This is a genomic window from Dyadobacter sp. HNCC25DJ183, from assembly GCF_056895175.1.
Window position 1 is genome coordinate 276,920 of record NZ_JBXHAP010000001.1, and the last position, 25,178, is coordinate 302,097.

Annotated in this window: 25 protein-coding genes; 16 read left to right on the forward strand and 9 right to left on the reverse strand. The window is 47.7% G+C overall.

The window, feature by feature from the left end; translation table 11 throughout:
• The first annotated feature begins 19 nt into the window (after positions 1 to 19).
• Positions 20 to 1,132, forward strand: a complete 1,113-nt coding sequence (locus AC1XTG_RS01055) for an efflux RND transporter periplasmic adaptor subunit (RefSeq protein ID WP_484840663.1) — start codon at positions 20 to 22, stop codon at positions 1,130 to 1,132.
• Positions 1,133 to 1,151: 19 nt separating this feature from the next.
• Here the strand turns inward: AC1XTG_RS01055 and AC1XTG_RS01060 are convergent, their stop codons facing one another.
• The 3 genes from AC1XTG_RS01060 to AC1XTG_RS01070 form a co-directional block, all read right to left on the reverse strand.
• Positions 1,152 to 1,760 carry a DUF6134 family protein gene (locus tag AC1XTG_RS01060; protein ID WP_056287872.1) on the reverse strand — a complete coding sequence of 203 codons (609 nt, stop codon included), beginning with the start codon at positions 1,758 to 1,760 and terminating at the stop codon, positions 1,152 to 1,154.
• Positions 1,761 to 1,888: 128 nt separating this feature from the next.
• Positions 1,889 to 2,545 (reverse strand): hypothetical protein, encoded by a 657-nt coding sequence (locus tag AC1XTG_RS01065; RefSeq protein WP_484840664.1) that lies wholly within the window; start codon positions 2,543 to 2,545, stop codon positions 1,889 to 1,891.
• 84 nt (positions 2,546 to 2,629) lie between these two features.
• Positions 2,630 to 4,138: a serine hydrolase domain-containing protein gene (locus tag AC1XTG_RS01070; protein ID WP_484840665.1), complete on the reverse strand. Its 1,509-nt coding sequence runs from the start codon at positions 4,136 to 4,138 to the stop codon at positions 2,630 to 2,632.
• Positions 4,139 to 4,441: 303 nt separating this feature from the next.
• Here AC1XTG_RS01070 and AC1XTG_RS01075 point away from each other — a divergent pair, with 303 nt between their 5' ends.
• Both AC1XTG_RS01075 and AC1XTG_RS01080 read left to right on the forward strand, forming a co-directional pair.
• Entirely contained in the window at positions 4,442 to 5,605 is a 1,164-nt protein-coding gene (locus AC1XTG_RS01075; RefSeq protein WP_056287867.1) for an MFS transporter, read from the forward strand.
• Positions 5,606 to 5,668: 63 nt separating this feature from the next.
• Positions 5,669 to 6,676, forward strand: coding sequence for an alpha/beta fold hydrolase (locus AC1XTG_RS01080; protein WP_484840666.1), 1,008 nt, complete (start codon positions 5,669 to 5,671; stop codon positions 6,674 to 6,676).
• 15 nt (positions 6,677 to 6,691) lie between these two features.
• On the opposite strand, the gene AC1XTG_RS01085 is transcribed toward AC1XTG_RS01080, so the two are convergent.
• Positions 6,692 to 7,612 (reverse strand): sugar phosphate isomerase/epimerase family protein, encoded by a 921-nt coding sequence (locus AC1XTG_RS01085; RefSeq protein ID WP_484840667.1) that lies wholly within the window; start codon positions 7,610 to 7,612, stop codon positions 6,692 to 6,694.
• A gap of 191 nt (positions 7,613 to 7,803) precedes the next feature.
• On the opposite strand from AC1XTG_RS01085, the gene AC1XTG_RS01090 reads away from it, so the two are divergent.
• The 11 genes from AC1XTG_RS01090 to AC1XTG_RS01140 all read left to right on the forward strand — a co-directional run bounded on the left by AC1XTG_RS01090 (position 7,804) and on the right by AC1XTG_RS01140 (position 17,107).
• Positions 7,804 to 8,481, forward strand: coding sequence for a hypothetical protein (locus AC1XTG_RS01090; RefSeq protein WP_484840668.1), 678 nt, complete (start codon positions 7,804 to 7,806; stop codon positions 8,479 to 8,481).
• A gap of 16 nt (positions 8,482 to 8,497) precedes the next feature.
• Complete coding sequence (locus tag AC1XTG_RS01095; protein WP_484840669.1) at positions 8,498 to 9,514, forward strand: hypothetical protein; 1,017 nt, start codon at positions 8,498 to 8,500, stop codon at positions 9,512 to 9,514.
• A 47-nt stretch (positions 9,515 to 9,561) separates the two neighbouring features.
• Positions 9,562 to 10,584, forward strand: coding sequence for a hypothetical protein (locus tag AC1XTG_RS01100; RefSeq protein ID WP_484840670.1), 1,023 nt, complete (start codon positions 9,562 to 9,564; stop codon positions 10,582 to 10,584).
• A gap of 211 nt (positions 10,585 to 10,795) precedes the next feature.
• Complete coding sequence (locus AC1XTG_RS01105) at positions 10,796 to 11,296, forward strand: hypothetical protein (protein ID WP_484840671.1); 501 nt, start codon at positions 10,796 to 10,798, stop codon at positions 11,294 to 11,296.
• A complete protein-coding gene (locus tag AC1XTG_RS01110) occupies positions 11,278 to 11,940 on the forward strand; it encodes a hypothetical protein (protein ID WP_484840672.1) in 663 nt (220 codons plus the stop codon). Before AC1XTG_RS01105 ends, AC1XTG_RS01110 begins: the two co-directional genes overlap by 19 nt.
• A gap of 68 nt (positions 11,941 to 12,008) precedes the next feature.
• Positions 12,009 to 13,490 (forward strand): HsdM family class I SAM-dependent methyltransferase, encoded by a 1,482-nt coding sequence (locus tag AC1XTG_RS01115; RefSeq protein ID WP_484840673.1) that lies wholly within the window; start codon positions 12,009 to 12,011, stop codon positions 13,488 to 13,490.
• Between the two features lie 94 nt (positions 13,491 to 13,584).
• Positions 13,585 to 14,178, forward strand: a complete 594-nt coding sequence (locus tag AC1XTG_RS01120; RefSeq protein ID WP_056287851.1) for a TetR/AcrR family transcriptional regulator — start codon at positions 13,585 to 13,587, stop codon at positions 14,176 to 14,178.
• Between the two features lie 36 nt (positions 14,179 to 14,214).
• Entirely contained in the window at positions 14,215 to 14,454 is a 240-nt protein-coding gene (locus AC1XTG_RS01125; RefSeq protein WP_056287849.1) for a hypothetical protein, read from the forward strand.
• A gap of 12 nt (positions 14,455 to 14,466) precedes the next feature.
• Positions 14,467 to 15,720, forward strand: a complete 1,254-nt coding sequence (locus AC1XTG_RS01130) for an MFS transporter (protein WP_056287848.1) — start codon at positions 14,467 to 14,469, stop codon at positions 15,718 to 15,720.
• Between the two features lie 320 nt (positions 15,721 to 16,040).
• Entirely contained in the window at positions 16,041 to 16,805 is a 765-nt protein-coding gene (locus AC1XTG_RS01135; protein WP_031528003.1) for a ParA family protein, read from the forward strand.
• Positions 16,806 to 16,810: 5 nt separating this feature from the next.
• The gene (locus tag AC1XTG_RS01140) at positions 16,811 to 17,107 is read left to right on the forward strand and encodes a hypothetical protein (RefSeq protein ID WP_031528004.1); all 297 of its coding nucleotides are present in this window, start codon (positions 16,811 to 16,813) and stop codon (positions 17,105 to 17,107) included.
• 38 nt (positions 17,108 to 17,145) lie between these two features.
• On the opposite strand, the gene AC1XTG_RS01145 is transcribed toward AC1XTG_RS01140, so the two are convergent.
• Both AC1XTG_RS01145 and AC1XTG_RS01150 read right to left on the reverse strand, forming a co-directional pair.
• Entirely contained in the window at positions 17,146 to 18,945 is a 1,800-nt protein-coding gene (locus tag AC1XTG_RS01145) for a M64 family metallopeptidase (RefSeq protein WP_484840674.1), read from the reverse strand.
• Positions 18,942 to 19,442: a hypothetical protein gene (locus AC1XTG_RS01150; protein WP_484840675.1), complete on the reverse strand. Its 501-nt coding sequence runs from the start codon at positions 19,440 to 19,442 to the stop codon at positions 18,942 to 18,944. The genes AC1XTG_RS01145 and AC1XTG_RS01150 overlap by 4 nt, the downstream gene beginning before the upstream one ends.
• A gap of 213 nt (positions 19,443 to 19,655) precedes the next feature.
• Between AC1XTG_RS01150 and AC1XTG_RS01155 the strand changes: the two genes are divergently transcribed.
• Positions 19,656 to 21,647 (forward strand): heavy metal translocating P-type ATPase, encoded by a 1,992-nt coding sequence (locus AC1XTG_RS01155; RefSeq protein WP_484840676.1) that lies wholly within the window; start codon positions 19,656 to 19,658, stop codon positions 21,645 to 21,647.
• Positions 21,648 to 21,702: 55 nt separating this feature from the next.
• On the opposite strand, the gene AC1XTG_RS01160 is transcribed toward AC1XTG_RS01155, so the two are convergent.
• Positions 21,703 to 21,981 (reverse strand): hypothetical protein, encoded by a 279-nt coding sequence (locus AC1XTG_RS01160; protein WP_056287840.1) that lies wholly within the window; start codon positions 21,979 to 21,981, stop codon positions 21,703 to 21,705.
• 116 nt (positions 21,982 to 22,097) lie between these two features.
• Here AC1XTG_RS01160 and AC1XTG_RS01165 point away from each other — a divergent pair, with 116 nt between their 5' ends.
• The gene (locus AC1XTG_RS01165) at positions 22,098 to 22,484 is read left to right on the forward strand and encodes a helix-turn-helix domain-containing protein (RefSeq protein ID WP_484840677.1); all 387 of its coding nucleotides are present in this window, start codon (positions 22,098 to 22,100) and stop codon (positions 22,482 to 22,484) included.
• Here the strand turns inward: AC1XTG_RS01165 and AC1XTG_RS01170 are convergent.
• Entirely contained in the window at positions 22,455 to 23,669 is a 1,215-nt protein-coding gene (locus AC1XTG_RS01170) for an MFS transporter (RefSeq protein ID WP_484840678.1), read from the reverse strand. The genes AC1XTG_RS01165 and AC1XTG_RS01170 overlap by 30 nt on opposite strands.
• Before the next feature lie 27 nt (positions 23,670 to 23,696).
• Positions 23,697 to 25,157 carry a MocR-like pyridoxine biosynthesis transcription factor PdxR gene (gene pdxR, locus AC1XTG_RS01175; protein WP_484840679.1) on the reverse strand — a complete coding sequence of 487 codons (1,461 nt, stop codon included), beginning with the start codon at positions 25,155 to 25,157 and terminating at the stop codon, positions 23,697 to 23,699.
• Between the last annotated feature and the right edge of the window lie 21 nt (positions 25,158 to 25,178).

Genomic DNA, 25,178 nt, shown 5'->3' on the forward strand with positions numbered 1-25,178 from the left:
TTTTTGAACCCGATACATCATGAGAAATAATCAAAAACTAATCACCTCTTTCCTGGTTGCAGCTTCGCTGACTGCCTTTCAGGGTTGTGGTCCGTCCCAGGCGGAAAAGGAAGAGGCGGCGAAGGCAGAGAAACCAGCCGAAGCGCCGGTACTTGAAACTGTTACCGTTCAAAAGAAACAGTTGTCTTCCAATCTCCAAATTCCAGGCGAACTGATTCCTTTTCAGCAGGTTGACCTTTATGCGAAGGTCAGCAGTTTTGTAAAAAAGCTGCATGTCGATGTGGGAAGTGAAGTGAAACAGGGACAACTGCTTGCATCTATGGAAGCCCCGGAACTTACCGCCCAGCTTACGACGAGTGAATCGCGGCTGAAATCCCAGGAGGCAATTTATAAAGCCAGCAAAGCAAATTATGAAAGGCTGCTTGAAACCAGCAAAACGCCGGGGACTGTCTCACAAAACGATCTGGACCTTGCATTAGCTAAACAACGATCTGACCTGGCGCAACTTGACGCGGCGCGCTCCACAAGCAGGGAGATCACCGACACCAGAAATTATCTTGAAATACGTGCCCCTTTCAGTGGTGTCATTACAGCCCGCAATGTGAGCGCAGGCGCCTATGTAGGGCCAACGGGCAAAGGTTCTGAATTTCCGCTGTTCACATTGGTGGAGCAACGGAAGCTGCGGCTCGTGGTGAGTGTTCCCGAGGCTTATACCAGCTACTTGAAAGGCAACAGCGCTGTTCAATTCAAGGTAAGGTCGCTCCCGAACCAGAACTTTACAGCGAAAGTCACCAGGCTTTCAGGTGCACTAGACGCACGTTTACGCTCGCAAAGAACAGAAATGGACGTGATTAACAGTGATAGAAAACTTTTACCCGGTATGATCACCGAAGTTTCCATTCCTCTGAGTGCAGGTGCTGCCTCGCTGGCTGTTCCAAAGTCTGCCGTACTCAATTCCACGCAGGGTACCTTCGTAATTCGGGTAGATAATGGACAAGCAGTATGGATTCCGGTTAAAACGGGCACCAGCAGCGACGATCTGACTGAGGTTTTCGGGGAGATTCAGGAGGGTGACGTGATCGTGAAGGTGGCTAATGAAGAGATACGGAACAACTCCGCAGTGAAGATTTGATCAGCTTTGGGAAAGGAGTTTAAAGCCGCTTTTCATTTAACACAATTCTTAATTTAAAACCGGCAAGATCGGTATTAACTTCCTGGCAGAGACCATTTTTGTATAGATAAACGCCCTGCTTGCCGTCAGGCAGCACCACGCCATACTTTCCTTCGGATATCTTTTTGACACTGCACATTTTCCCATAACGTTCTGAATAGACTTCATTCACATTAACCGGCTCCTTATAATAGAGGCCGGTTATTGTGCTTTTTATGGGCGCATTGAGCTCAATTCTGGGCTTATCTTCCCCGTCTTCTCCCGAAAACAGCACTTCGTACAAGGATTTGGTGCTGCTTTTCGTCTGGGTTTTCTCCTTTAAATCTCCATTCACATGGTGCGAACAAGTAGCAGATACCAGCTTTCCCTGCACATAATTGGTCTGGGTTGCATACTTTCCTTTATAAAACATGATCTTGAAATCAGACTCAATCCGGTGTGTTTCACTGTTATCTGCCGCCTTATCATCAAAAACACGGAGGGAGCCGATGGTGCGGCCTGCTACGATCACATCATATAAAGTTTGTGCATGACAAAGTGAACTTGCCAGCATTGTAAGACCGAAAAACAGTGAACCCAAAACTTTCATCCTCGTATGGTTTAGAACTAATATGGTGTGCGATTGATATATAACAGTACAAAATTTGTTCCTATTGCCCTGAGACGAAAAATAATGGGCCGACTGTCCTCGTTAAAACCAGATTTACCCGGCTCCTGTTAGAAGATACCGAATTTTAATGTCAGGTTGTAAGATATGTTACTAAGATCCTTGTCGCTCAGGCCATTGCCTTTTGCATTGAAGGTCTGCCTGTAAGATACGCCCGGACTAAAACGCATCCACTTTAATAAGTTAAATTCAACCTGCACACCCGGCTCCATTACGAAGAAGAAGCGTGCGTTTTCATCGCCGTCGTGATCATCCCAGTCGTCGTTCCAGAAGTTGTCATTCCAATCATCATCGTCGAAGCGATCGTACTGCAATGTAAATCCTGAGCCCGTAAGCAGGTTTACATTCACATGCACTTTCCTGGTAGAAGCTACCACATATTCCGTCATTAGACCGAACTGGCCATACAGATATGACATTTTATTAGCGGCAAAATTCTGATTTACCAGCGGGACAGGAATATAGTTGGTCGTAGCAGCCCCACTTACGCCGAGCATCAGTTTTCTATTGATAAACCAGCCTCCGTAAATCTCCGGCATACTGGCAAAGCTGCCGTTTATTCTTGTAAACTTGTTAGATAGTGCAACATAACCACCAGACTTGTGAATCCCGGAGTTTTTAAAAATGGTCTGATTTTCCTGTGCCGCAACCTGGTTAGTTACAGCGGTGTACAAAATGATTGCGAGTAGTAAGATTCCCTTTTTCATAAAGATTGCGTTGTTTCCTACCAGACAATCCAGGAACAGCCTCCCCCTATCCGCAATTCAATTTTACATCAGATTTACATCAGATCATTTAGAAAGTGAGAAATCGAGCTGCTGTATCAATGCAGGATTTTCAGGTGATAATGTAAAAAACACCCGGATATCGCCCCGCTCTCCTTTTAACATAAAGCTGCCCCTCAGGTTATTAGCTGCAACCATATCTGACGACCCGCTGATTTTGCCAATCTTTTCCAGCAATTGATCCAGCTCTTTCCTGCGATGCGAAAGCGACCTGTCAGGGAAAAAGTTTTCCGCGAAAATCCCGCTTTGCTCTGCATTCTGCCAGCCGGGCAACATGGAAGCGAGCTGTTGCTTTCGTTGTTTGAGGATATCGGAAACCGGTAACGGAAGTGGTTTCAGACCGGCCAATGTGATGATCGTATCCAGAACAGCCGTATTAATGTTCGCCATTCCCGCGTATGTCCTGTTTGCATAAGCAATGATACCGATACCATAGTCGGGCAGGATCTGCCACTGGCTGCCAAACCCGGGTAATCCGCCGGTATGACCTATTCCGGTACGTCCGGTGCAATCCTGGCTCCAACGCAGCCCATATCCGTAGCCGCTCGTCATGGCGCACGCGCGACCACCCGGATACTTGTAAGATGCATTCAGCCCGCTGAAATTCCACGGCATCTGCATTTCCCGCACATCACTGCGGTTCACAGGCCCAGCCTCCGGCGCAGAACTGGGCGGCCATACGGACAAATGGAATGCAACATACTTACTGAAATCTTCAATGGAGGTGATCAGTCCGCCCATTGCCCCATAAGCTCCGTCGTGCAACAGCTCCTCCTCTTTCCAGGTGTCGTCTTCGTACCGGTAACCGTGGGCGAGCAGGTTTTTGGGAGCTTCGGTGTATTCCCAAATGGTATGCTGCATACCCAGCGGCTTAAAAATCTTTTCATCTATATACTGCTGATAAGGTTTCCCCGAAACCACACTGATGATCCTTCCGAGCAATGCAAACCCGAGATTGCTGTATTCATAGGTAACACCCGGCACATTGGAGAAGGAAATACCGCTCTTGATCAATGCGATCAGATCTTCATCCTTGTCATTCAGCTGGCGGTCGCCCCAGGGATTGTCTTCCGGAAAGCCCGCAGCGTGGGTCATTAAATGTCTGATGGTAATCGGCGGAGCGTCGGTGGTGGTTGCACGCATTGTTTTCAGCTCCGGGATGTAGAGATCGGCAGGATCGTCGAGCTTCAATTTACCTTCTTTCCGCAGTGCCAGAATTCCCATAGCAGTCGCACTTTTCGACATGGACGCGATCCGGAAAAGCGTTTCAGGAGTTGCTTTTGTTGAAGTGGCTACCTCCGAAAACCCCTGTCCGCCCGATAACAGCAGCTTCCCATCTACTACTAACCCGAAAGCAAGTCCCGGGAAATGGTTTTTTTCTGCATAGTCTTTGTAAAGCTGTTCAATCACCGGCAGCGTGGCCCGGATGCTGTTAAGTCGCTCGCCCTGGGTAGACTGTGCGTTGGTAAGGAGGGGTAAAAGGGAGGTAAGTAGACCGAAAGCAGCTTTTTTCATGTGCAACAGGAGTTATGTATGAAGGACAATTTAGCAAATCCTCCTGCTAAGGCACAATCCAATATCAATAAATTACACGTTCTTTCTTTTGTACAACACTTACCTATTTATATCATTTAAAAAGTACAAGAATTCTGAAACTAAATCTGCTGATATACGTTAATTTTGCAGTGTAGATGATGCATTTGAAAAGAGCAGTACAATTTCTGCTACAAACACCCTTTCAGAATTTCCTTAAAAAAGTTATATAAAAAGCAATTACAAAACACCACTGGGCTTTGTCCCGAATGAAAAAAGAAAGTCATGAATTATTCAATTTTTGCACCCTCAGATTCCAGAAAGTATTTGCGCCTTGCGGTAGCGGCTTTCTTCTTTGTTCAGGGGCTGAGCTTCGCCGCCTGGGCAAGCCGCATCCCGGACATTAAAAACATGCTCCATTTAACAGAAGGAGGCTTAGGTACCGTATTGCTTGCATTGCCGATCGGGTTAATGGCCAGCCTGCCGATTTCAGGTTGGATGGTAACCCATTACGGAAGTCGCAAAATGGTGCTCATCGGCGCTATTCTATATGCTACCACATTGGTTTTCATAGGTTTTGTAACACGCACGGAGCAACTGGTCATTGCGCTTTTTGCCTTTGGTTTGTGGGGTAACCTTACCAACATTGCCATTAATACACAGGCGGTTGCCGTTGAGCAGCTTTACGGAAAGTCGATCATGGCCTCATTCCACGGATTGTGGAGCCTTGCCGGGTTTGTCAGCGCGATGATCGGTTCGCTTTTTATCTCGATCAACGTTCCTCCCCACCTTCATTTTACATTCATTGCACTGGCCGCATTCCTAATCATTTTTACGGCTTACAAACATACAATGCCCGAAAGCGAGAAAAATTCAGGCGAATCTCAGCCACTTTTCGTGAAGCCTGACCGTGACCTGCTCACACTTGGATTGATCGGCTTCTGTGCGATGGTTTGCGAAGGAGCGATGTTCGACTGGAGCGGCGTTTATTTCCAGGAAGCGGTACACGTTCCTGCCTCCATGACCACGCTGGGTTATGTCGCTTTTATGGGTACAATGACAGGCGGCCGCTTCGCCGGTGACTGGCTCGCCAACAAGCTGGGAAGAAAAACCATGCTGCAGATCAGCGGCACATTAATGGGTACCGGACTGGCTGTTGCAGTACTTTTCCCCTACCTAGTACCGGCCACTTTCGGTTTTCTGATGGTTGGTTTCGGTGTATCTTCGGTTGTTCCGCTGGTATATAGTGCAGCAGGTAAGTCTACCACCATGTCAGCGGGAATGGCGCTGGCCGCGGTTTCTTCAATCAGCTTCATCGGCTTTTTGATCGGGCCTCCATTGATAGGTATAGTAGCGCAGTTTGCAGACTTGCGCTGGTCTTTCGCGATCGTTGGTGTGCTGGCCTCGCTTACCGCTTATCTTTCAACCAAGGCGAAACTGATCAGCTAGACTGCTGGTATAAAAATTTGAATTGGGATATCGGATAACGGTATCCCTTTTTTTGTGTTATAAATGAAAACTCCCGCACTGCTCCTGATCATATTTTTTGCGCTAATTGGTAATGCTGTCAATGCGCAGAAAGACACGCTACGCAACCTGGATATCAATCTGGAAAATTATGAATATCCCTTTCCGGTATCTTATGTAGAGTTCGAATCGCAGGCGGAGAAGCTCAGAATGGCGTACATGGTCGTGAAACCTGCCCGTGGTAACGGGAAGAGCGTTATGCTGCTGCATGGGAAAAATTTCAATGGCGCGTACTGGGAACAGACAGCCAAAGTGCTTTTGGAGAGAGGGTTTCAGGTCATTATTCCGGACCAGATTGGTTTTGGTAAATCCACAAAACCGCTTCATTTCCAGTATTCATTCCAGGAGCTGGCAGCAGGGACAAAGCGCATTTTAGACAAACTAAATGTTACAAAAACGATCGTCTTAGGCCACTCGATGGGCGGAATGGTCGCAACGCGATTTACATTGATGTATCCCGAAACAGTCGAAAAGCTGGTTCTGGAAAACCCGATCGGCCTGGAAGATTATAAGGTGAAGGTACCCTATCAATCAATAGACAAATGGTACATGAGCGAGTTGAAGGCTGATTTCAATTCAATTAAAAACTACCAGCTGAGCAGTTATTATGACGGGAAATGGAAGGAAAGCTATACCAAATGGGTGAACCTGCTTGCGGGATGGACATTGAATAAAGACTATCCCCGCATCGCCTGGAACTCTGCCCTGACTTACGATATGATTTACTCGCAGCCCGTCTGTTATGAGTTTGCGCAGATCAAAGTGCCAACCCTGCTGATTATCGGTCAGCGCGACCGCAGCGCCGTAGGCAAAAACCTGGCGCCTGAAAATGTAAGAAAAACACTGGGCAACTACCCTGAGCTGGGCCGAAAAACAAAAGCAGCAATCCCCAACAGCGAACTGGCGGAGCTGGATAACAGCGGCCACCTGCCGCATGTTGAGGATTTTGACCGGTTCATAGGCCCGCTTGTGAAATTCATTGAAAAGCCCTGATTACATTAATCTCGCTCAGGCGAAGAACTGCTTTACATAGTTTCGGCTGGTTAGGATTGCACTTTGTACATCCTTGATACTGCCTTCATAAGCTTTGTCTTCCACCTCGATCACCACCGGGCCGCGATAACGTACATCTGTTAATGCAGCGAAGAATGCCCGCCAGTTTACGTCGCCTAGTCCCGGCAGTTTGGGAGAATGGTATTCCAGCGGGTTCGCCAATATCCCTACTCTATCTAATTTACTTTTGTAAACCTTCGCATCTTTTAAATGTACATGATGCAAACGTGATTTATAATTGTAAATTGGGTAAGTTTCATCCATCATCTGCCAGATCATGTGAGACGGGTCATAATTCAATCCGAATATAGGGCTTGGAATAATCTCGAACATTCTGTCCCACACAGCCGGACTGATCGCCAGGTTTTTTCCTCCTGGCCATTCGTCGTCTGTAAAGAACATCGGACAGTTCTCAATAGCGATTTTGATATTATTCTCCTCTGCTACCTTCACCACCGCGGGCCACACATCTGCAAAGCGGGCCAGATTGTCCTTGATACTCTTGGACGGGTCTCTTCCTATAAAAGTAGTAACAACCGGAATGCCCAGCTTCGCCGCTCCCCTGATCACTTCCTTAATGTGTTCGAGGAAGTATTCAGACTTATTCGGATCGGGATCCAGCGGGTTCGGATAGTAACCCAATGCCGACACAAACACGCCGGCTTCTCTTAGGGTATGTTTGATTTCCGAAATGCGAGCGGGAGTCAGGTTGAGCACGTCGATATGCGTAACACCTGCATACCTTCTGGCATCGGCATTGTCTGACGGCCAGCACATCATTTCAACACAGGAAAACCCGTGATTGGCAGCAAACTGCACCACATGTTCAAACCCAAAATCGGCAAGTATCGCGCTATTAAAACCTAATTGAAGCATATTGAAGATGTTTTTGTGGTAAACTTCAGTAAAAAAGCGGCACTGTTCAACAATTCACCCTGAATCCATCCAAATTTTCGGCGCCTTTATCAATTCAGGCTACCACTGGTAATTATCACCGCACCTGATATCCTCCAAATTTTAGTAATATTGACCTGGTAAAACCAATGAATTTTAACCAGTTATACACGATGGCAGACTCTGAACCGGGTATTGGAAAGAAAATACTCAGCTTTTTTATCAAGGAGAGTGAAGAACCAGCCAAAGCTGTTCCGGTGACCAAGCCAGCGGCTGAACAGCCAGGGCAGACCGTCGCACCTACTGTGCCGAATGTGGCGGGCACAATGAACATTGACCGCAAGTTTGTTGAACACTTTGTAAGCCTGCTCGAAAAAGCCAACCTTCCCGGGCCCGACTATTTTGAGTATAAACAGGCTTTACAAAACATGGAAGGCCTGGGACTCGGAGAAGAAAAGCAGTTCCAGGCAGCCTGGGCGAGTTTCAAAGCAATGGGCGGCGCAAAGGAAACTTCCATTCTGCAATCCTCTGCAAACCAGTACCTGTCTATCCTGGATAAAGACCGGAGCTCATTTTTGAAGGATGTAGAAAAAGCAATTAAAGACCGGGTCGGTGCATTGCAGGACGAGCAGAAGCGACTGGAAGAATCAAACGGCTCCCTGGCGCAGCAATTGGCTGACATTCAGAGGAGAATAGATGAAAACAAAAACCGCCTCGGACAAATTTCAGGTGAGGTAGCAGAACAAAGCGCAAAGATCAATGCGAACAAAGACAGTTTCGAGATTACATATCTCAGCTTTGTTGAACAAATTAAATCGGACTTGAACAAAATAAACCAGTATCTCAAATAACCTGACTTCTCGAAAAATGGCAACACCAGATTTTACACAAATAGGCGGATCGCAGGAAGATACTTCGAAGCGGTCTTACTGGAGTAAACCCGAGGGAATTACCTCGCTCCTTTTTATAGGTGGCGTCGGCGCGGCTGCGCTTTACTACTGGAACAAAATTGCCGCATTCCTGATCGAGGTGACGCAAAACACTTTGTACCTCGGCTTTTTAATGGCCGTACTCGCGCTGGTCATCTTCCTGTTTACCAGCAAGGATGTGCGCACTGCTGTTTTCTTCCTTTTTAAAACATTGATGAGGAAAATCACCGGGCTGGTTATCAAACTGGATCCGATCGCGATCATGAAAATTTACATTGATGACCTGAAAGAAAAGCGCGAGAAAATGCAGGGACAGATCAACACACTCGCAGGTCAGCTTGTGAAACTGAACAAGAATATCAATGAGAACAACGAGCGGATCAAGCAGAAGTTTGCAGAGGCTAACAAGGCAGGTACCATGCTTGACAGACCTGGAATGAAGGAAACTGCTTCGCTCGCAACGATTGAAGGTGCAGGCTTGCAGGAGATGAACGAGAAGCTTTTCCCGCTTCAAAGGAATATGAAAACGGTTCTTGAATTTATGGAAAAGGTGAACAAAAGCGCCGATTACATTATTAAAGAGACCGAAATCAAAGTGAAGCTGAAAGAAGCCGAGTACCGGATCGTGAAGGAAAGCTCCAATGCATTGCGCACGGCGATCAGTATCTTCAAAGGTAACCCGGACAAGAAGTTTTATTTCGACGAGTCAATGGAGTATATCCAGGACGATATGAGCCAGAAGCTGGGCGAAATGAAGCGCGCAATGGACCTTTCACTCGACTTTATTAACGGTGTCGACGTGCAAAACGGGCTGTTATCTGATAAGGGACAAGCTATGCTTGAAGCTTACAACTCAGGTCAGTTCAAGCTGATCCAGCTCGACAGTCCACAGGCACCTTCAAGCCGGCCAACAGAGGTACCTAAGGATTCAAGCTACCGCGGGCTGCTCGACTAACCCATTCTATTCAACTATTTAACATTGTTCATCTTTAACACAAACCCATGAAAAGACTCACAGTAGCTGGCCGCCTGATTATCACGGCGCTTATTTTAGGAGCAATATTTGTAGGATATAAGTACCTGGGCGGTCAAAAAGCGCTCACCCAAATGGCCGAAGACCGCGCCGAGAACCCAGAAAGTCAGGCCACAACCGCTGGTGAAGACGAAAGCGCCCCAAGCGAATCCACTGCCGGGAATTCAGAAGCAGTTACCTCCGACGCAGCCGCATTCAGCTATACCGCTCCAGCGCCGGTCGACGGGAAACTGAAAGGGGTTGTTGAGCTTGGCGCAAGCGGATTCAATTCTTTTATTATCAAAGTAGATAAGCAAAAACACTGGTCACTGGAAAAGTCCGAGTTTGGGAACAGCCTGGTGACTGAGAATATGGCCACGGACGAGGATATCCGCGTGGGTCTTAAAAAGTACATTGGCGGCATGCTCGACTTCGGTGTGGGCAGCAAAGACATCCATTTTGTGGTAAGCTCCGGTGCCGCGAAAGCCGAGGTAACTCAAAAGATCACGCGTGTGTTGAAGTCGATCGGTTATGTGGTAAACCAGGTAACTGCCGAACAGGAAGGTCAGCTGGCACTTAAATCGGTACTGCCTGCGGAGTATGCGGATAAGGCATTTGTGGTGGACATTGGCTCAGGTAACACCAAGATCTCCTGGATTGAAGGTGGTAAAGTTTCTGCGCTGGAATCCTATGGTGCGAAGTACTACCAGGACGGAGCCGACGATTCGAAGGTGTACGAAGAGGTATCCTCAAAATCAAAACAGATTCCGGCTGATAAACGTAAAACCTGCTTTATCATCGGTGGTGTACCTTTCGAAATGGCGAAGGAAGTACGTAACGGAAAAGAGCGTTACACCACGCTAAGCGAGCCCCTGGCTTATTCGAAACTGACCAATGCGAAATCAAAAGCAGGAGTTAACATTTACAAAGCTGTGAAAGACGCCACTGGCTGCGACCAATTCGTTTTCGACTGGGACGCTAATTTCACGATCGGTTTTCTTTTAAATCTCTGATTTGAAGGAGGGGGAAAGGGAGGATGGAGGAAAGGGAGGATGGAAAAAGATGGATACTATGAATTACAAATGTAATTTATATTTGTAATTCACAACATTAAATCACAATCTATCCATCGTCCCCTTTATCCTTAGTCCCCTTCTTCCCCTTCCTCCCTTCCTCCCCTTCCTCCATCCTCCTCTAACTACCCCTACCAGACGAACAAAAAAGATGACGCTAACACAACTATTTCAATACATTTCCTCAAATCCCTGGCCTGCTGTGGCCTTTTTTGCTTTAATGCCGGTCCTCGCCTGGTTGGTTGGTGAGTTGGCAAATGGGAGCCGCGATGTTCAGTTCTGGAGTTATGTGTATGCGGTGCTGGTATATGCGGTTAGTATCCCCGGGATTTTCGCATTTACGCTGAATATCTACCTTTTTCTCTTTGAAAGACAGAGTATCTGGCAGGCCAACATCATTTTGCAATTCCTGCCGATCATTTCGCTCGCGCTGACACTAATGCTGATCAAGCGCAAGATACCTTTTGCATTAATACCCGGTTTTGGCAAAATTTCCGGATTTCTCACGCTCATTGCTGCGCTTATTGGTTTGATGTGGTTTTTCGACCGATTGCACTTAGTAGCATGGACTTACGTTCCGTTCTCTGTGATTTTGATAGGCTTTGTACTCACTTTGCTGGCTATTAGATTTGCATGGAGCAAACTGTTCTGAAATCCGGTACATATATCCAAATCTCCGTAAGGGCTGAACAGAAGCTTGCAGCCCGCAAGCTGGTGGAGCATTCGCTGGCGCACCATCGTGTTTCTAATATTTGGGACAAAGCACAGGCGTTACCCGCCAGCACAAGGATGCTCCGCTTCACGGGCACGCTTGGCGAAATCGTTTTTGCCGATTCTTTTCATCTGCCCCGCCCCACCCGGTCTTTCGGAGCGGTCGATGGGCAGGATTGGGGACAGGATTTTCTGATTAGGTCGGACCTGATGGACTTTGCAGTTGATGTGAAGTCCATGAAGCGCCGGGCGGGGAATCTCGCGGGGGACTATGTGCTCAACATTCCTTCTTCTCAGCTGAACAAGCCGGGTTCAAAAACGACGCATTACTTCTGCATTTCATTTCACCAATCTGAAACAGCCGGCACCGTCGCTTCCTTGCTCGGGTTTATCGATAAGTCGGCGCTGCAAATCGGAGAGATCGGCAGGTTTTATGCCGCTGCTACCAGGCGCGTCAGGGCTGACGGAACTGCATTTACATTCAACGAGGACACTTACGAAATCCTGTTCAGCGAAATTTCCCCGGTGACACCAACCGCCTACATCAGATCATTGAAAGGCTTTCGGATTTGCGCTTTGAAATAAGTAGTTTTAAGCACATTCTGTCCCAAAACCTGTCAGCTGGGAAACTTACCAGGATTTTATTCTCGTCAATGGCATCACAGTCACGCACTTACCAGAAAAAAAAGCTCCTTGGGCAAGTTTACACACCAGCACATATTGTCGAGAAGATTCTTGGATTGTGCGGGTTCTATCAGGCAGATTTAACATCGGCATCAATCCTGGACCCCGCCTGCGGAGACGGCCGTTTCCTGGTCCCGATCGCCGCCCATATCATCGCAACTACACCTCCTGAGCTGCTTCCGGAAAGACTCCGGCAAATCCATGGCTGGGACATCGATCCACTTGCAATTGCAGCCTGCAAAACTAACCTGAACGCATTACTGGAACCACTTGGCATTTCCATTGCCTGGAACTTATCAGTGCGTAATGCATTGACACAGAAGGGTAAGAAGCAGCGGTTTGATTTTATCGTTGGCAATCCGCCGTACATCCGGATACAGCACCTGGAACAACAGCAGCGTACTTATATCAAAGATCATTACGCATTCTGCCGCTCAGGGTCCACCGACGCCTACGTCGCATTCTTTGAGCTCGCTGCCACGCTCCTGTCGAAAAATGGCATATGCGGCTTCATAACGCCCAATTCCTTTTTTATTTCAGAAACCGGCAGGCCACTCCGCTCCTATTTTCAGGAACAGCAAAACTTGATTCACATTACCAATTTCGCCGGGATCAGTGTATTTGAAAATGCTTCTACTTACGCTGCAATAACCGTTTTTGGCAAGAAACAGGCTACGGATTTTACCTTTGAAAAATGCACTTCCACTGACTTCTCATACGCTTCCAGGCGCATTGCATTTGCAGAACTGACTGACCCTTGGCAGTTGTCCGTATCTGCTGCCGAAGTGCGGGAAGGAAGGAAATTGGGTGATATCTGCAAGATTTCAGTCGGACTTACGACGCTGGCAGACGCGTACTACCTGTTCTCTATTTTGGAGGAAAATGACGGGATTGTGTATGCAAAAAACAAAAACGGCGAATTCGCATACCTCGAAAAAGCGCTTCTCAAACCGGTTATCAAAGGCTCCAAACTGAAAGCCGCAACAGATCCTGTTACCGAGTACATTCTTTTTCCATATCAGAAAAATGAATCAGGAAAACAGCAGATTATCAACGAAGAAACGCTGCAAACGCAATTCCCGAAAACTTTCTCCTATTTTCTTAAAGTAAAATCCGCGCTCGATCGTCGTGATAATGGAAAGCCCAATCCTGTTGCCTGGTATGCATTCGGCCGCTCGCAGGGTTTGGACAGCTCATTTGGGAAAAAGATCATTTTTTCTCCGATGAACAAGAAGCCGAATTTTGTGCTGTACGAAAATCCGGATGTTACCGTGTATTCCGGCTACTTCATCAAGTACGACGGCGATCATGAACAGTTGCTGGCTCAGCTCAACTCGCAGCGAATGGCCGATTTTATTGCTGTGGCGGGCAGGGATTTTCAGGGTGGATACAAAGGATACAACAAAAAAGCCATTGAAAATTTCATAGTTACTAGCCTGGTACCAGCCTGATATTCAGTCGGGAAATATTGAAAACAATGCATTTTAAAACTCTTAAATAAACGAACGTTCATTTATATTTGCCTCATGAAAACATGTACAGGAATTGAGAACAAGAGACGTCAATAAAGAAGCACTGATCAGGCAAAAAGCGGTCGAAATGATCGTAAATTATGGTTTTGATGGTTTGAGCATGCATAAGCTGGCCAGGGCGGCGGGTGTATCTGTGGCCACTATTTACATTTATTTTCACGACCGCGAGGATCTGATCCAACAGCTTTACACCGACGAAACCAACAAGATGTTCGACGCAACATTAAAGAACTTTGATCCCGAATCGCATTTTGATGAAGGATTAAGGGTACAATGGCTCAACCGGATGCATTACTGTCTGGAAAATCCTTTCAGCCACACGTTTATAGAACAGTTGCGCCACTCTCCGCTGGTCAGCCGCTCCAATGTAGGTACCCGATTTACTGAGGCAATGGGAAGGTTCGTACATAAGGCGATTGAGCGCAAGGAAATTGTGCCGCTTCCCGTTGAGATTTACTGGTCGGTTGCATTCGCCCCTTTGTATCAGCTGGTTAAGTTCCATATCGCGAAGTCCAGCATGCCCGGCAGGCCGCCTTTTATTTTCGATGAAGAAAAAGTAAACCAGACACTCGGACTGGTACTGAAAGCTTTGAAGCCCCAACCTTAGAAGCACTCAGGATCATCCCGAAACAACTACTTAGCTATGAGCCACCACGTTTACAAAGAAGAATACGTCCTCGTTTTCAGGACGAATGTCAAAAACAAGCGGCATGTTAAATCGATATCGCCGCTGCTGGACGGACATACCAGTATTATCAAGTGGAATATAGACCTGGGAGACATTGATAATGTGCTCAGGATTGAGGCCACGCAGCCGGAATGTGCGCCGGTTATCGCGCTTCTGCAACAGGCCGGTTACGCATGTGAAGAGTTAACAGACTAATCGAATTGATACATGACAGAACAAAAAAAGCCGACTTTCACCGGCTATGAGAAATTTATTATCGCATTGCTGGCCTTCTTACAGTTCACGGTTGTACTGGATTTCATGGTACTGTCGCCGCTGGGCTACATTCTTTTGGAAAAACTCTCGATTACAACCAGCCAGTTCGGGCTGGTTGTTTCGGCTTATGCATTCAGTGCGGGAGCGGCGGGCCTGATTACAGCGGGCTTTGCCGACAAATTTGACCGGAAAAAGTTGCTCCTCTTCTTTTATACGGGATTTGTGATCGGGACTTTCTTCTGCGGCATTGCACCTACTTACCATTTTTTGTTGGCCGCAAGGATTTTCACCGGACTTTTCGGCGGAGTAATCGGCTCGATCGGCTTCGCGATTATAACCGATCTTTTCCCAATACAGGTCCGTGGTCGCGTGATGGGGTTTGTTCAAATGGCATTTGCGAGCAGCCAGGTTCTGGGAATTCCAATCGGATTGTATCTCGCAAAAGAGTACAGCTGGCATGCGCCATTCCTGATGATCGTCGGGCTGAGCATTATCGTTGGTGTGCTGGTCGTATTTTATATGAAGCCGATCAATGCGCATTTGAAGTTGCAAGCGAAGACGAATGCATTCCAGCATTTGGGTAAAACTTTGGCGAAACCTTCCTACCTGCAGGCTTTCGCTGCCACTACCCTGCTCGCCACCGGCGGCTTTATGCTGATGCCTTTCGGCACTGCTTACGGAGTTAACAACCTTGGCATTCAGGAGGCGCAGCTTCCTACATTATATATGGTGACCGGCTTGTGCATGCTTGCATTCAGTCCACTGATCGGGAAGCTGAGTGACAAGATCGGGAAGTACAAAGTGTTCCTCTGGGGCTCCGCCATTGCGTGCGTGATGACACTCATTTATTGCAATCTTGGAGTTACCCCACTTTGGATTATTATCATATTGAACATTCTGCTTTTTGTTGGTATCACAGGCCGGATGATCTCCGCCTCGGCGCTGATGAGTGCTGTTCCCGAGCAGCAAGACCGGGGCGCTTTCATGGGGATCAACTCCTCGGTGCAGCAAATTTCAGGCGGGATTGCTTCCCTGATCGCCGGGTTCATCGTGCACGAAAGCAGCACCGGCTTTATTGAAAATTACCCTTTGCTCGGAAATGTGGTTGTATTCGCCATCGTTGTTACCGCTTTTTTGATGTATCGTATTCATAAGTACGTTACCCACAAAGTACAGCCTACTGCTGCACCGGGATCAGCCATTTAGCTTTTAGCAAACAGTCCACCAGCTCGGCGACATTGTTTTTCCAGTTAACGGAACATCAATAGCCAGCTGGTGGATTTTTTATGTAAAAACTATTTGGATCTAGCGCATTCTTTTTCAGTGAATTGTACTCAGCAATCCAGGATCTTCAAAATAAATTCTTTTTATACTTTTCAATCTTTTAAAAAGATTTATACATTTACAAAGACAAAAACTTTTGAAGCATTTTATTCATTCAGATTAGTAGTAAAATTATTTTACGTTTATTTACGTATCCGATGTGAAATAAACGACAATCATTTTATACTAATAATACTTTTTAAATGAAAATCATCAGTATTGTCAACAACAAGGGTGGTGTGGGAAAAACTACGTCTGCTCAGAGCATTGCTGCCGGTCTCAGCAAATTTGCGAATGCAAGAGTGCTGGTTATTGACCTGGATGCACAAGCGAGTCTTACAAAAAGCTTCGGCATTCAACACGCCGGCTTGAAGAAAGACAGTGGCTCGTTCATCACCGGTGAATATGAATTTGACGAGATTGTTAAGCGTGTTGGCGACATTGATGTATTGCCCGGATCGGCAGAAATGATCCACCGTGAGGACACGATCAGGTCGGCACCCGTTTTTCCATTCAACCTGAAAATTGCATTGGAAAAAGTAAAAGAGTTGTACGATTTCGTGATCATCGACTGCCCTCCTGCCCTGTATGGTAACACGAGGCTGGCGCTTGTTTCCTGCCACCAGTATTATGTTCCGCTGCAGGCTGAGTTTTTAAGTTACGAGGGTTTGAGAAACTTCCTGGTTTACTCTGCCGAGATCAAAAAAATAAGTCCGAGTACAAACCTTGGCGGAGTTTTCGCAACGCGTTACAACCCGAAGATCCGCAAGAAGATCAGCCACGAACTGATCAATGCGACCAGGGAGCAACTTGGTGAAGTATTTATGGATTCGTACATTCGCGATAACATAGCCCTGTCTGAGGCTCAGGCAAACGGCACAACGATATTCGATTACGCGCCCGACAGTAATGGCGCAGAAGATTATTACAAGCTAACTAAAGAAATACTCGAACGAATTAATAACTGACACTTATGGCAAAAGAGAGGAAATTTGATTTTGCGCCACTTCCGCTGGTAGCTGATGTCCAGGAAGAGCCAAACAAACCCACCGAGGTGATTGAGGGAGCGCCAACCAAAGTTACATTCGATTGTGACTACATTCTCATGGAAAACATGAAGGATTACGGGTACTGGGAAGGGCTTACGCAAAAAGACATCATCCTTGAATCTTTAAAGCTGTATTTTCAGGATAAAGAGATCCGTCCGCGGCCAGACAAAATCCGCAACCGCACAAAGGTGGGACGGAAGCCTAAATCACTTACCGACTAGCATTCATAAAAAGTCTCCTCCCGGAGACTTTTTTGTTTTTACTGGACAGCCAGCTTACCCGAAAACTCTCGCTCGCCATTCGTAACCTTATACAAATACACACCAGCCTGAACCGGCAGCTTTAATTCAGTTTCCCGCGTGAAAGTTTTTGTACGGATAATCTTACCTGAGAGATCCAGAAGGGTAAGGGTCGATTTCCCGGAGATATTCGTTGCAACCTTGATAAAGTCACTGGCTGGATTAGGCGAAACACGGACCCATTCTTCCGGATCATTTCCTACCGCTAACAGCCGCTCGACCAGTAAGTCCGTCTCTGCGCTGGCTGAACAACCGCAAACATCAGTTCCTTTCACCGAGTACTTCCCTGAATGTTCCTTGATCGCCAGTGGAATGGTAATCTCTGCACCGGTCGCGGTGAATTCACGTGGCCCTTTCCAGGTGTAGTTACTCGCACCTGTCGCATTCAGGACAACGGTACTTCCTTCGAGATAGGGACCATTATTTGTCACCTCAATCACCGGGAGCGGCAGAACGGTGATCGTAATACTTGCTTTCTGGTCGGTGGCCACGCAGGATGCTGTGTAGGACGCTGTTTTGTCCGGCTGGATCCGGATCGAATTGGCAGTATCGTCGGTTGACCAGCTTACTTCACCCGGGCAGCCGGAGGCAGTAAGCGTTACAAATCCACCCACGCACAAGCTGTCGTCACTTGCATTGATCTTCAATATGGCCGGTGAATTGGAATTCAGGTTCCATTCGATCTTCCTCACGCGCTGCTCCGCTAGCTCTTCCGATCTGCTCATGTGCGTGGAGTCAAAAACGGAGGCTGTCAATTTCCCAGTAGCAGGCAGGTCAGAAGGCGCGAGTGTAATTTCATCGACGCCCGCAGCGATTTTCTTTCCGTCCAGGTCCCATTCAACATGCAACGAATTGGGCGCAGGTTTCAGCAAGCCGAGTCTGAATTTGGCTGGCTCTGTAACCAGGTATTCCGATGCATTGCCTGGCTCTATTTTCTCAACCGGATTGACCAGCGACAGGATCGTTTCAGTTGTCGCTTCGCGGCACACGACACAAAACTGCTGGTTCAGGTATTCCATTAAACAGGTCGCATTCGAGGGCTTATGCCAGGTGGCAGCAGGGCCGTCTTCCCCGTGCTTATAAATCCCTATCCCGGGTATATCAAGCCAGTTTTTCCATTTCACCCGGGAGCGATCGGTTACAGCTGTCATATTCGGCGCTTCCCTTCCATATTGCGGGCCGGCCCAATACTCGTCATTTAATGCAGCAAATGTGTGTCCGATTTCATGCGCACCGATGGTATTGGCGCTTTGGTTCAATGTATGTACCGCAATGGAACCGCCCGAGCCGCCGTAAAACTCTGTATTTACCAGCATTACCGTCAGGTCGTAAGTAGGAAAGTTGGCGGCAAGTACATTGAATGCGACGCCGTAATTAACAGTGACCAGCCGGTGTATTGAGGATCCGAATGTACCGCCGTAGAATGTTTTCTTCTGTGTGACCGGCTGGTCCGGGTAAGCATCGGGCGCAGTACCCGGGTTCGTCACCCCGCTTTCTTCTGAGGGCGTTGGAATGGAGAAAAAATTGAAGTAGTTCCGGTACTTATTATAGGGCGCATAATCGAGAAAAAACTCGGCAAATTTACGCGCCTCCTCGTTGAACTTTGGCAGCTGCTCTTTCGTAAAACCGTCACCTAGTATAACAACATTAATACGATTGTCGACCGGCCCCGATTTGTATAAGGTATCGACGGGGAAAGTTTGCCCGAAAACCCGGGATAAAAGCAGGGTAAATAATAGTGTGGTAAAGGTTCTTTTCATTGTTTCAAATTAAGTGTATAAATCTTGACTGGTTGCTGTCCTGGTTTTACGCTATAAAAATCTAACTTTTCGATATTAGGATCGGCTTGCATGCGCATGGTAAATGAACCTTCCGACGCAAATTGCTTCTTACGCGTGATCGTTCCGGAGGGATCAGGCACTTCCACTTCTCGAAAAAGCGGATGCTCAAAAATCATCGGAAACTCAAATGCGCTAGTCCGGTACCTGGGAACAACCTGTATCTGATAAGGGTACTCCGCCGAACGGCGCCGGTTCTTCAATTTTCCTGTTCCTGACACAGAGCTCACCAGACTGATCTGTTCCAGACTCCCCTTCTCCGGCTGACTGACCAGAAATTCAAGAAAGAGTATCTGATCTGCGCTTTCCGGGTTAAACATCCTCACATCATTTAAGTCCAAAACCGCCGCTCGTTTGCTGCAACCGCCAAAAAGCGAGGCGATGATAAGTACGTATATAAAAGAGAATTTAAGCTGCATGCAAACGTGTGTTCTGTCCTGCCTTAGTAAACTTACATCTTTCCAAAGCAAATTCACAATGGATCAAATGCCGATTATCAAACGTAGGACTCCAAGGCTGATCTAACGGTTGCATTAGCCTGCAACAACATTGCAATTACTTGATTTTCAGCACCTGAAACCCTGTTGCACGCCTTTCAACCCTATCTTTGGAAATCAAACAACGAGTAACCAATGGAATTAGAGAATAAAAATAAGGCACAAACCGAGGCAGATGATTGCTGCTCAGGGCCGAACGCACATCAACACAAAAAATTACACGAACACAGTCACGATCACGATCACGATGGCCACGATCACGGAGATAGCGGTGATACGGGATTGCTGCAAAGTCGCTGGATGCTCTGGCTCAGCCTGGCAATACTGCTCGGTACGCTGTCCGCCACATTCATTTTTAAGATTGAAATTATACGCCCGGTAGAAATCGCATTGATGCTGATCGCCTACCTGCTCGCAGGAAACAAGACCATCCTCACAGCCGGACGAAGGGTAATGCGGGGCGACTTTTTCAATGAGTTTACATTGATGACCATCGCTACACTGGGCGCGTTTTACATTGGCGAGTTCAGCGAAGGTGTGGCGGTAATGATCTTTTACGAGATTGGCGAGCTCTTTCAGGACCTCGCTGTCAGCAGGTCGAAAAACTCCATTAAAGCACTACTTGATATCCGCCCTGATTCGGTTACGGTGATCAGAAATCTGGAAAATGTACAGACCACACCCGGCCAGGTCCGCATTGGCGAGTCAATTCTGGTGAAAGCCGGCGAAAAAGTAGCTTTGGACGGAAGATTGCTCTCCGAATCAGGCGTTTTTAATACCGCCGCATTGACCGGGGAGCCGCGACCGGATGTAATTACGTCGGGTAAGCCGGTGCTTGCCGGCATGATCAATACCGAAAAAGCAGTTGAAGTTGAGGTTACTGCGCTTTTTAAAGACTCCAAATTGTCACGAATCCTGGAAATGGTGCAGGATGCAACTGCTAGAAAAGCACCTACTCAATTGATGATCAGCAAACTGGCTAAGATCTATACTCCGATCGTATTCCTGCTGGCTGTACTGATCATCTTTGTCCCCTATCTTTTCACACCGGATTACAACTTTGATCAATGGCTGTACCGCGGGATGGTTTTTCTGGTGATAGCCTGTCCCTGCGCATTGACTGTGTCCATTCCGCTTGGATACTTCGGCGGGATCGGTCTGGCTTCGCGAAATGGTATCCTTGTAAAAGGCGCCAATTTCCTGGATGTGATGACGAAAATCGATACGGTGGTCTCAGACAAAACGGGTACCCTTACCAAAGGTGTATTTCAGGTCCAGCAAGTGCAAACCACAATGTATGAGGCCGATTTTGTTCAACTGGCCGCCTCGCTTGAAAGCTACTCCACGCATCCCGTCGCCAAAGCAGTAGTTACCTTTGCAGCGGAACAGCGTCTGGACAAACCCGCGCAAGTAGAAGAGTTGTCGGGGCTTGGGTTAAAAGGAGTTGTAAACCAAAAGCAGGTACTTGCCGGCAACCTTCGATTATTAGAAAAATTCTCTGTCACCTTTCCCCCGTCACTTTCGGATATCCCTGAGACCATTGTAGCGGTGGCAGTTGACGGCACCTATGCCGGGCATTTTATTATTGCTGACGAGATCAAGGAGGATGCAGCCGCTACTGTGAGTGAGCTCGCCAAAATGGGCATTGAAACCATTATGCTTTCGGGCGATAAGCAGGCGGTAGTTACCAGTACGGCCAGCCGGCTGAATATAGCCAAAAGCTACGGCGGATTACTGCCTGAAGACAAGGTACGGGTAGTTGAGCAGCTGAAAGCAGAAGGCCGACGCATTGCATTCGTAGGCGACGGCGTCAACGATGCTCCCGTGATCGCATTGGCTGATGCGGGAATCGCCATGGGCGCGCTTGGGTCCGATGCTGCGATTGAAACCGCAGACATTGTGATCCAGAATGATCAGCCTTCCAGGATCGTCTCGGCGATCAGGGCGGGAAAGGTGACACGCAGTATTGTGTACCAGAATATTACGCTGGCAATGGGCGTCAAACTCGCCGTCATGATCATGGGCGCAGGCGGCATTGCCACCCTTTGGGAAGCTGTGTTCGCAGATGTTGGCGTGGCGCTACTTGCAATCCTGAATGCTTTCAGGATCCAGGGCAGGAAAATTTAAGAATGCTGCCGGAGTCAAATGCACCGGCAGCAATCAAACGCCTTTTTACAAGGAATCAGACAATCGGCACAGACCGGATACCCGCCGCTTTTTCAAGCGCCAGTGTGACGCGCTCGATGCGGTCAACATTACCGCGGCTACTGTCGGACACCGCCTGCGCGACGGACGTCAGATAGTCGCCTCCCAGCTTCGTGTTAAAGAAAGGATCATGCGCCGCAAGTACGCCGCGCCAGTTCTTCCCGACAATGTTCCTTGATTTTACAAAACGTATTAAAAGGCGCTCTTTGATGGACAATCCACCATACTCGGAAACTCGTGTCTGCAGTTCGCTCATTTGATGTGAAGTTGTGTGTGTTAATTTTGTAATTTCCGCATTACTAAAAACGGTATATACAAAAGTATATATTTCTTATTACAAAGTCAAGTATTCGTATACTTTAAGTTAAGAAAATGTCAATAGTTGGTCAGAGAATTAGAAAATACCGCAAACTAATGGGATGGAGCCAGGATCTGCTGGCAGAGAAAATTGACAGGAAGGACAAGCAAACTATCTCACATTGGGAAACCGGCAAGAGTGACCCTTCTCTTAAAGAGTTGATCAAATTGGCAGAAGTCCTCAAAGCCACTGTCGCCCAGCTCGTGGGCGAAGCACCTATGTTTGAAGAGCCCAGGGAAAATTATGTGATGCTCAAAAAAGATGACCTCATTGAGTTGCAGCGGAAAGCACTGGAACTTGAAGACGAGCGCATTAAAAACCTGACAGATCAGATTAAAGCATTGAAGCCTTCTGAAACGGAAGAGCCTGAGTCAGCTGAGCCGGACAGTTCTTTGGAATAACATCTTGAATCCCAGCGCGCAGGTAGCATTAACTACTATCAGCGCAAGCCAAAGTACCTGGTAACCCCACATTGCAGCGACATAGCCGCCCAGCGCGGGACCTATGATTTGAGCCACAGCCTGTGCCACAGAGTAAGCAGCGGAATACTTTCCCCTGCTCATTTCGCTTGCGCGGTTCATAACAAAAGTGCTGATGTAAGGAATTGCAAGCATTTCGCCGATTGTAAACAGCAGAACTGCGATTCCTGCAAGGACCACGGGCAACACAAATGGGACGACCAGCGCAAGGAAAGACAATGCACTGAAAACCACGCCGGCCACAATGTAAGCTGAATCCGACCACCGGTCTCTCAGGTTTTGTATCAGGATCATTTCGAACAATGCAATAACTAACCCGTTCATTCCCAGCAGCAACCCGATCGTTGACTCTCCAATGTGCATTTGTTCTTTCCAATACACAGGTACCAGTCGGAACAAAAGCGAAAAGCAAACCATATACAGGGTTACCATAATCAGGAAACGCAGGAAGAACCCGTCGGTCCAAGGTGATTTCCCGAATACCGCGTCAGCTTCGTTGACCGTCGCCTCCCGGTTGATCTTCGCTTTTGGCAGTAATATAATGATCAACACACCGGCAAGCATATACACGATACCGTCAACCTGGAATAGTAAATGGTAATTAATGGCAGCAAGAATGCCGCCCATTGAAGTACCGAAACCAAAACCAATGTTGGTTGCCAGGCGGTTCAATGCATAAGAGCGGGTAAGATTGGCGGTGGTCGAGTAAGCCGCAATGGCGGTACTATTGGCTGGTTTAAAGGCTTCCACAAAAAAAGCGAGCACTATTACCAGCACACAGATCCAGAAAAAACTGGTAATCAGACTAAAAACAATAAAGAAGACTCCGCTGAGGATCAGGCTGAAAATCTGCACCGGCCTGAAACCCCATTGATCTGTAAGGTAACCGCCTGCCATGGCGCCCAACACCGACCCTACTCCAAACAAAGTAATGACCAGCCCGGCCTCGGCGATGCTCCGGTGCAGGCTCTGGGTAATGTACATGCTCATAAACGGAACCGCCATATACCCACATCGATTGACGAGTATGACGACACTTAATAGCCAGGTTTCCCTGCTGAGCCCGCTAAATGCGGTACGATAACTTGCGGCAATTTGACGGTACATAAACTCACGGCATTGATCCTGCAAATCTCACAACAAATCCCTGATAATCGAGACACTTTCTTCCAATTCATTCAGGTTGGAAGATGCAAAGCCCAGCCTGACCATGTTCGCGAAGTCTTTGGACTGGCTGAAACCCGAAGAGAAATACAGGTCTTTCTGCAATGCTTTTGAGGCAAGATGGGGTAAGTCAATGGCGGGATGAAATTTTGCCCAAACTGCCATTCCACCATCAGGAACGTCAAATTGAAGGTAGTTACCGAGCTCAGATTTCAATAATCCGGTAAAATGATCGCGGCGTTGTCGGTATATCCTCACCGACTTTCTTAAATGCCTTTGTATAACACCCGTCTGCATCAGTTCAGCAATTGCATTTTCCAGCATCTGATCGCCTTGCCTGTCAACAATCCGCCTGAGCAGCGCTAATTCAGAAATAATATCCTCCGGTCCCACCAGAAACCCCACCCTGAATGCAGGTGAGATTGTTTTGGTAAACGAGCCGCAATAAAGTACCATCCCATGCTGATCCGCACCCGCGAGCGGCAGTAAGGGTTTACTCAAATAATGGAAATCGTAATCGTAATCATCTTCAAAAATGGCGAACCGGTATTTCGCGGATAACTGCAACAAGGCAATCCGTCGATCGGCACGAAGCGCTACCGTTGTCGGATAGTGGTGGTGGGAAGTCACGTATACCAACCTGACAGGCTTCTCGGCACAAAGCATCTCCAATGCTTTCACATCCAGCCCATACTGATCAACAGGGATCTGCACAACACTCGCCCCAGCGTGAACAAAATTCATGTTAGCCCCAAACCAGCCGGGCGCATCCACGGCCACGCAGTCTCCCGGCTGCAACAATGCGGTACTCACCAGATGTATGCCCATAATGACGCCACGGGTGATCAGGATGTTTTCTGCACTGGTTTTTAAGCCGCGGGTTTCATTGAGGTGCATTGATAGCTCCTGCCGCAGCCAGGCTGAGCCTTTGGTATCCCCATAACCTAATCTCACATACGGATTTCCGTGGAGCAGCTGGCTCCGGTAAGCGCGTGAAAGATCCTCTACCGGGGCAAGTCGCGCGTCGGGAAAACCATCATCCAAATGCAAGCGGCTGCCCGATTTTAACACAGCGCGGTTCAGGTGTGTCAGCTTTCGGAAGGTAAAACCGGCTTTTCGGGAAGTATTGCTATTATCGTGTTCCGGCCTGGCAGGTTTTTCAGGCGCCATTTCGGGCAAGCTGCGCGCGACGAATGTGCCACTTCCGGTTTGACTTTCAAGCCAGCCTTGAGCCAGGAGTTCGTCATAGGCCTGCACGATCGTTCTGCGATGCACTTGCAAAAGCGACGCCAATTGCCGGGAACTTAGCAGCCTGTGTCCCGGCTGCAAAGTCCCGTTGCGGATCAATGCAGTGAGTTGACCGGCGATTTGCAGGTAGAGCGGGCTCTTGCCGGATCTGTCAGGGATAATAAGAGATGAAAGCGGTTGCATAAATTGGACTACCTGAATTCT

What these genes read in the sequence shown, in the direction of transcription:
- AC1XTG_RS01125 (WP_056287849.1), top strand. Translation starts at nt 14,215, where the DNA reads ATGAGCCACCACGTTTACAAAGAAGAATACGTCCTCGTTTTCAGGACG.
- AC1XTG_RS01115 (WP_484840673.1), top strand. Translation starts at nt 12,009, where the DNA reads ATGGCATCACAGTCACGCACTTACCAGAAAAAAAAGCTCCTTGGGCAA.
- AC1XTG_RS01065 (WP_484840664.1), bottom strand. Translation starts at nt 2,545, where the DNA reads ATGAAAAAGGGAATCTTACTACTCGCAATCATTTTGTACACCGCTGTA.
- AC1XTG_RS01155 (WP_484840676.1), top strand. Translation starts at nt 19,656, where the DNA reads ATGGAATTAGAGAATAAAAATAAGGCACAAACCGAGGCAGATGATTGC.
- AC1XTG_RS01165 (WP_484840677.1), top strand. Translation starts at nt 22,098, where the DNA reads ATGTCAATAGTTGGTCAGAGAATTAGAAAATACCGCAAACTAATGGGA.
- AC1XTG_RS01170 (WP_484840678.1), bottom strand. Translation starts at nt 23,669, where the DNA reads ATGTACCGTCAAATTGCCGCAAGTTATCGTACCGCATTTAGCGGGCTC.
- AC1XTG_RS01150 (WP_484840675.1), bottom strand. Translation starts at nt 19,442, where the DNA reads ATGCAGCTTAAATTCTCTTTTATATACGTACTTATCATCGCCTCGCTT.
- AC1XTG_RS01095 (WP_484840669.1), top strand. Translation starts at nt 8,498, where the DNA reads ATGGCAACACCAGATTTTACACAAATAGGCGGATCGCAGGAAGATACT.
- AC1XTG_RS01080 (WP_484840666.1), top strand. Translation starts at nt 5,669, where the DNA reads ATGAAAACTCCCGCACTGCTCCTGATCATATTTTTTGCGCTAATTGGT.
- AC1XTG_RS01075 (WP_056287867.1), top strand. Translation starts at nt 4,442, where the DNA reads ATGAATTATTCAATTTTTGCACCCTCAGATTCCAGAAAGTATTTGCGC.
- AC1XTG_RS01110 (WP_484840672.1), top strand. Translation starts at nt 11,278, where the DNA reads ATGGAGCAAACTGTTCTGAAATCCGGTACATATATCCAAATCTCCGTA.
- AC1XTG_RS01145 (WP_484840674.1), bottom strand. Translation starts at nt 18,945, where the DNA reads ATGAAAAGAACCTTTACCACACTATTATTTACCCTGCTTTTATCCCGG.
- AC1XTG_RS01090 (WP_484840668.1), top strand. Translation starts at nt 7,804, where the DNA reads ATGGCAGACTCTGAACCGGGTATTGGAAAGAAAATACTCAGCTTTTTT.
- AC1XTG_RS01060 (WP_056287872.1), bottom strand. Translation starts at nt 1,760, where the DNA reads ATGAAAGTTTTGGGTTCACTGTTTTTCGGTCTTACAATGCTGGCAAGT.
- AC1XTG_RS01105 (WP_484840671.1), top strand. Translation starts at nt 10,796, where the DNA reads ATGACGCTAACACAACTATTTCAATACATTTCCTCAAATCCCTGGCCT.
- AC1XTG_RS01140 (WP_031528004.1), top strand. Translation starts at nt 16,811, where the DNA reads ATGGCAAAAGAGAGGAAATTTGATTTTGCGCCACTTCCGCTGGTAGCT.
- AC1XTG_RS01085 (WP_484840667.1), bottom strand. Translation starts at nt 7,612, where the DNA reads ATGCTTCAATTAGGTTTTAATAGCGCGATACTTGCCGATTTTGGGTTT.
- AC1XTG_RS01070 (WP_484840665.1), bottom strand. Translation starts at nt 4,138, where the DNA reads ATGAAAAAAGCTGCTTTCGGTCTACTTACCTCCCTTTTACCCCTCCTT.
- pdxR (WP_484840679.1), bottom strand. Translation starts at nt 25,157, where the DNA reads ATGCAACCGCTTTCATCTCTTATTATCCCTGACAGATCCGGCAAGAGC.
- AC1XTG_RS01130 (WP_056287848.1), top strand. Translation starts at nt 14,467, where the DNA reads ATGACAGAACAAAAAAAGCCGACTTTCACCGGCTATGAGAAATTTATT.
- AC1XTG_RS01135 (WP_031528003.1), top strand. Translation starts at nt 16,041, where the DNA reads ATGAAAATCATCAGTATTGTCAACAACAAGGGTGGTGTGGGAAAAACT.
- AC1XTG_RS01055 (WP_484840663.1), top strand. Translation starts at nt 20, where the DNA reads ATGAGAAATAATCAAAAACTAATCACCTCTTTCCTGGTTGCAGCTTCG.
- AC1XTG_RS01160 (WP_056287840.1), bottom strand. Translation starts at nt 21,981, where the DNA reads ATGAGCGAACTGCAGACACGAGTTTCCGAGTATGGTGGATTGTCCATC.
- AC1XTG_RS01100 (WP_484840670.1), top strand. Translation starts at nt 9,562, where the DNA reads ATGAAAAGACTCACAGTAGCTGGCCGCCTGATTATCACGGCGCTTATT.